The 5,228-nt window shown below is 32.5% G+C and carries 6 protein-coding genes; all 6 read right to left on the bottom strand.

What is annotated here, in order from left to right; all coding sequences use genetic code 11:
* On the bottom strand, nt 1-243 hold a 243-nt coding region (locus PKV21_08900; GenBank protein ID HOM27603.1), incomplete at its 3' end, for a hypothetical protein.
* A gap of 100 nt (nt 244-343) precedes the next feature.
* Nucleotides 344-1,177 carry a DUF1559 domain-containing protein gene (locus PKV21_08905; protein ID HOM27604.1) on the bottom strand — a complete coding sequence of 278 codons (834 nt, stop codon included), beginning with the start codon at nt 1,175-1,177 and terminating at the stop codon, nt 344-346.
* Between the two features lie 16 nt (nt 1,178-1,193).
* Nucleotides 1,194-2,339, bottom strand: coding sequence for a GntR family transcriptional regulator (locus PKV21_08910; GenBank protein ID HOM27605.1), 1,146 nt, complete (start codon nt 2,337-2,339; stop codon nt 1,194-1,196).
* Nucleotides 2,340-2,417: 78 nt separating this feature from the next.
* Nucleotides 2,418-3,455 carry a uroporphyrinogen decarboxylase family protein gene (locus PKV21_08915; protein HOM27606.1) on the bottom strand — a complete coding sequence of 346 codons (1,038 nt, stop codon included), beginning with the start codon at nt 3,453-3,455 and terminating at the stop codon, nt 2,418-2,420.
* Nucleotides 3,452-4,732 (bottom strand): family 16 glycosylhydrolase, encoded by a 1,281-nt coding sequence (locus PKV21_08920; GenBank protein ID HOM27607.1) that lies wholly within the window; start codon nt 4,730-4,732, stop codon nt 3,452-3,454. Before PKV21_08920 ends, PKV21_08915 begins: the two co-directional genes overlap by 4 nt.
* Before the next feature lie 59 nt (nt 4,733-4,791).
* Nucleotides 4,792-5,228 (bottom strand): hypothetical protein (locus tag PKV21_08925; protein ID HOM27608.1); only part of this gene is annotated, 437 nt, incomplete at its 5' end.

Genomic DNA, 5,228 nt, shown 5'->3' on the forward strand with positions numbered 1-5,228 from the left:
ATCAAGATTTTTACTTACTTCAACATATTTTCCACCTTCTGTAAAATCTCCTGTTAATTTTAAAGATGGTTTTCCATTGTACTTAACATTATCATCAATAATAAGTTGACCTTTTGCTCCTTTAAATTCAAGACCAAGTCCAATTTTCCATCCATAAAGTTCCTTGTCTTTTTCAAATAAATCAATCTTTTCAGCGGAAAACAAAAAAGTACAAAAAATAAATATTATCAACCATTTTTTCATCATTCCTCCTTTAAAAGGATAACGCACCTCTTTTTTTACTATATTTTACTGCCGGTGCACTATGCTTTCATTATATCTTTTTTCCTTAAAAATTTTTTAACTATTGTCGTGGCATTTTAAGGTCTGAATAACCAGCCCTCCAGCATCCGTATGGGTTATCATTTCTTATTCTAACAGCATCAAATAAAGACATCCATTCAACATGACCATCTAAAAATGCTACATTCCCACCACCATTATGTCTGTTTGAAATATATCTTGTGGGATTATTGTTATCGTTCCAGTAAGTACATATTGGACACCATATAGTAGAAGCAGCAGTAGTTTCAGGTGTTTGGGAAAGTTGTTTCACTGTGGCCCAGTAAATTGGGACTCCACTATCTCTGTTTGATGTGTTCCCATGTGGTGGAAAACAACAGGCATCTGCAACAAGCATAAGTTTAGCATGATACTTATTCGGAATTCTTGATAGTTTTATAAATATTCTGTTTGAACTCCAGTAAAATCCATAATGAATATTACTTCCTGATATAGAACCAGTTAGAACGCCATAACCATAAGTTCCACCCCATCCAATTTTACTATCAAGAACAGAAGGGCATCTCCATACACCCTGTTTACTCTTTGGCATATTATATGTCTGGAATGTTTTTGTACCTGTATATTTTGCTATTTTATGCGCCCAGAGTTGAACATTTGGCCAAACAGTCCACCAGTCACCTGTATAACTATCTCCATAAGGTGGCAAATAATCATCCCAGTCCTGTGCATACATATGAAAAGCAAGAGCAATTTCCTTTAAATTACTCATACAGACCGCTTGTCTTGCTTTTTCTCTTGCTTTACTCAAAGCAGGCATAAGCATAGCAGCAAGAATCGCTATTATCGCAACTACTACTAACAACTCAATTAATGTAAATCCTTTCTTTTTCATTTTGCACCTCCTTTTTTCATTTTGAATTCTCTTTTTTCTTAACTCTAACTTTTTCATTTTGTTCCTCCTCTTTTAATTGTTTACAGGAATTTCTCTCTATAAGTTCTGTTTTAAATATAATTTTTTTAGGTCCGCTTTTATCTCCGTTTATCCTTGAAATCAATATTCTTGCTGCCTCCTCTCCCATTTCTCTTTTTTTCTGATTAATAGTTGTTAAAGGTGGATTTAAAGAAGAGGTGAAAGGTAAATTATCATATCCAATAACAGATAAATCATCTGGAATATTCAGTCCGAGTTCAAAACATGCTCTATATATACCAATTGCTATTGCTTCGTTACATGCAAATATTGCTGTTGGTGGTTCTTTTAAATGTAATAAATCCATCGTATTGTTATATCCTGCTTCTTCATACTGTAATTCTGCAAAACTTCTTCTTACAAGTAATGGATCAAAGATAATATCATACTCTTGAAGTGCCTTTTTATATCCCTCTAATCTATCTCTTACCGTATTTGCATTTATTCCAAGAATTATCCCTATTCTTTTATGTCCAAGTGAAATTAAATATTTCGTGGCAATATAACCACCTTCTACATTATCAGAAGAAATATAATCAAAATCAATTCCCTCTATTTTTCTATCAACAAATATAACAGGAATATTCTGTCTTTGAAGTTCAGAAAATATTTCATTATCAATTACAGTTCTATTTACTTCTGTCGGAGTGATAATTATTCCTCTGACACCTCTTTCCATATATTCTTTAAGAAATCTTTTTTCTCTTTCTACAATGTTATAGCTTACAGAAATAACCATATGATAACCATAACTTGATAATACACTTTCTATTCCTGTGAAAATTTCTGCAAAAAATGGATTCCCAACCATTTCAGTAAATATAAGTCCAACAAGTTTTTCATCTCTTTTTATCTCTTCTCTTTTTTCTTTTACAAAAGTACCTTTACCCGGAATACCCTCAAGGTATCCTTCTTTTACAAGTTCTCCAAGTGCCTGTCTGACAACAATATTACTTACATTATAAATTTTTGAAAGTTCTGAAATTGAAGGAATTTTATCTCCAACTTTATATTCACCTTTTTCTATCTTTTTTAAAATTTCCTCTTTTATCTGCTTGTAAAATGGTATATTATTTCTTTCCATCTCTCATCCTTTCTAAAATCTCTTATGTAAACTTTGTATACATTATTATACACATTCATTTTATTTTGTCAAGTCAATTTATAAAACATTTATTTCAACCATTTTATTTTTTTCTTTTTGATTATTCAGAGTTTCAATTAAAGCAACTATATTTTCAACAGGTACATCTTTCGGGATACTATGGGAAGGAGATGCAATATAACCACCACCTTTACCAATAATTTCAAGAATTTTATTTACCTCTTTTTTTATCTCTGCTGGTGTTCCGAAAGGAAGTAATTTCTGAATACTTATACCACCATAAAAAGTAAGTTTATTACCATATTTTTCCTTCATCTCATATATATCCACCACTTCCGGCTGAAATGGATTGAAAACATCAACTCCTATTTCAATAAGTTCAGGAATAATTTCCTTTATATCTCCACATGAATGAATAAAAACAAATAATCCATTTTTATGAACCTCATCATACATAATTTTTAAGTATGGTTTTATAAATTCTCTCCAGTATTTTATACCCATTATAAGTCCTCTCTGTTGACCCCAGTCATCTCCAAATCTCACCCCATCTATTTCATATTTTGAAACATTTTTTATGATTCTTAAATTGAAATCAGTAATTGCTTCAATAAGTTCATGAACAAAATCAGGGTTTTCAATCATATCAACAAGTAAGTTTTCCATACCTCTTAAAGTCCACGCTCTTTCAAAAAGAGAAAAACCAATATTTGCAAGAATGAATTTGTCCCTGTTTTTTTCTATAAATTCAGGAAATTTTTCATATCTTTCTTTTCTTTCAGGGTCTGGAAATTTATAATTTTTTAAGGATGGTTCTTTAAGTACTGGTATTGGATTTCCTATATCAGGGTCAACTGTTCTATTCCATATTATTCCCCATTCATCCTTCCAGAAATTTGGTTTTATCTCAATCCATGCGTCAGAGGTTACCGGTTCAATTTCTACAATATGATTACCAATTTCATCAATTGATGGTTCCCTTCCCAGAAATGAAATAAGTTTTTCCCATGCAGGTATTGTAAAATCAATTTTAAAAGGAACTATATCTACCTCTTGATGTAAAATTGTTCTTTTAACTCTTTCTTTTTTTGTCATTTTTTCTTTTTTGGTGCATAAGCCCTTACCCAGTCCACATACATAAAAGAAGAATTTGGAACCTTATCAATAGGCCAGCCAGAGCCAAGTGCGAAATTAAGAAGAATCATTAAGGGCTTATTATGTTCTGGTGGTGTTTTTACTCTCCAAACCTCAACACCATCAAAATACATTATAATCCACTCAGGCGTCACCATACAACCATAATTATGAAAATCCTCTGTTATTTCATTTTTCCTGGTTGTTACTCTTGTTCCAACCCCTCTATGTGGTTTTGGTTCCCATATGTGAATTACAGAACTGTATGCATCAGGAACTCCATAATATTCAATAATATCTATTTCTATTGCTCCATCCTTACCCGCATTTTTATCAGTTCTATCATAACTTGAAACAAGCCAGAAAGCAGGCCATACACCTTGCCCTCCGGGTAATTTTGCTCTCATTTCAAAATAACCGTATTGAAGGGAGAAACCATTACCCTTGGGGTCATTTGAACATAAAAGTCCGGATGCCCATTCTCTCTTCCAGGGGTCTTTCTCTGCAAACTTTTTATCCTTCCTTGCCTCAATTATCAGAATCCCATTTTCTACCTTAAATGGAAATTCAGGATAAACGCCTGGGTCCATAAATATCGCATCTCCAAAATCGCCATGCCATGGAGTATGAGCAATCCATCTTGTCCCAGGTCCCCAGGGAGAAACATCTAAATGGTTTTCAAAATCCTCATTAAAAACAAGTTCATAGTTACTTAAATCAAGTGTTTTTCTTCCAGCAGTATCAGGTGGAACAGGTTTTGCCTTTGAATCTACATTTAAAATGCCAACTCTGTATCTTAAATCTGTTTCTTCAATTACACCTTTCCCTGCTTTCAATTTCAATCTTCCTTCTTTATCATAAAGTCCAACAATAATTCTATAAGAACCATCAGCAAGATTTTCAGGAACTTTAAATTTCATTTCATAACTTATTTTCCCTTTCCATTGAGGAAGATTTGTATGCATTAAAGGTGGTTCATGGTCTCCTTGAAATACAATTTTATCATTATCATCAAGAAAATGAACAAAAATTTTATATGGTTTACTTAAAGGTCCATCTGATTCCCAGTTAAAATAAACCTTAAATGAACTACCCTGAGGAACTCTTTGTGGAACAACTTTTGCCGGTAATACTTTTGTTTCATTTTCTTTATTGCTTTCTTTATTAAGAAATTTTTGCGTACAACCAGTAAAAGAAATTAATGAAATTAAAAGACCCATTACATTAGCTTTAATCATTTTTTTCCTTTCTTAAAAAACCTGGCCCTGAAATTTTATTCAGGGCCAGGAAATAAAAATTACTTTGTCACATCAAGCATAATATTATTGAATACCTGTTCATCAAAGTTTTTAGTTCCGTAGAGAACAACCTGACTGAAAGAACTCACTGTATTATCTGTAAATTTAATTGTACCACCTTTCCCTTTGTTCCAGTTCTCACCTGTAATTATCCAGTTTCCACCTTTTTCTCTTGTAATAATCACATGTCCAAGTTTTTCAAAATTCGGGTCTCTTATTGACTTAAGTGTAAAATCCATATCCTCAGGTGCCCACTTTTTTTCTTTTGGTGGAACTCCATTTTTCACAATTCCCCATTGAAAACACCATTTTGCCTTCCATCTTCCAATTGAAAAAATATATCCATCTCCATTTGAATCAAGAAGCATTATACTCACAGAATCAGCACCCTGGTCCTCTGCACCCCATCCCCATCCATAATCAAATGAAAGAATAA

Source organism: bacterium (assembly GCA_035371905.1).
Taxonomy (GTDB): domain Bacteria; phylum Ratteibacteria; class UBA8468; order B48-G9; family JAFGKM01; genus JAMWDI01.

Bases quoted from the DNA above. Each gene is read 5' to 3' on its own strand.
- PKV21_08905 (HOM27604.1), bottom strand. From the start codon at position 1,177: ATGAAAAAGAAAGGATTTACATTAATTGAGTTGTTAGTAGTAGTTGCG.
- PKV21_08910 (HOM27605.1), bottom strand. From the start codon at position 2,339: ATGGAAAGAAATAATATACCATTTTACAAGCAGATAAAAGAGGAAATT.
- PKV21_08915 (HOM27606.1), bottom strand. From the start codon at position 3,455: ATGACAAAAAAAGAAAGAGTTAAAAGAACAATTTTACATCAAGAGGTA.
- PKV21_08920 (HOM27607.1), bottom strand. From the start codon at position 4,732: ATGATTAAAGCTAATGTAATGGGTCTTTTAATTTCATTAATTTCTTTT.